Genomic DNA, 566 nt, shown 5'->3' with positions numbered 1-566 from the left:
CTGACCAGTGACGGCACCATCAGTTATACCTATAGCGATCGTGGACGGATGGTCAGTGCAACGAACGCAGGAAATACTGTCACCTACACCCATAATGGCATTGAGCAACGGGTACAGAAGCAGGGACCGGCAAGTATCGTCGCCACGGGCAGCAACAGCTATGTATATGACGAGCAAGGTCATTTGATTGGTGAGTACGATGCCAATCAACAGGCAATCGAAGAGACGGTCTATCTGGGTGACTTACCGGTATCAGTGCTGAAGCAAACAATCACAGGTACAGGAACAAGCCAGGCCACGGCGACCAATGTTTATTATGTCTATGCGGATCACATCAATACACCACGGGTGATCACGCAGGCGACGGACAACCAGATGGTGTGGCGCTGGGACAGTACAGATCCGTTTGGGTTGCAACCTCCGGACGAGAATCCGAGCAGTCTGGGCGCATTTACGTACAACCAGCGCTTCCCGGGCCAGGTGTACGATAAAGAGACCAACAACTTCTACAACATCAATCGAGATTATGATCCGCAGCAGGGACGTTATGTGCAGTCTGATCCAAT

Annotated in this window: 1 pseudogene; it reads left to right on the top strand. The window is 51.6% G+C overall.

Annotated features, from left to right (window positions below):
- Positions 1-566 (top strand): annotated as a pseudogene (locus tag AC07RZ_RS24175) (type IV secretion protein Rhs); the annotation flags it as partial.

The sequence above is a fragment of the Collimonas sp. GW821-FHT07E08 genome, from assembly GCF_059418905.1.
Note: the sequence above shows the minus strand (reverse complement) of the source record. Positions and strands in the feature narration are given on the sequence as shown.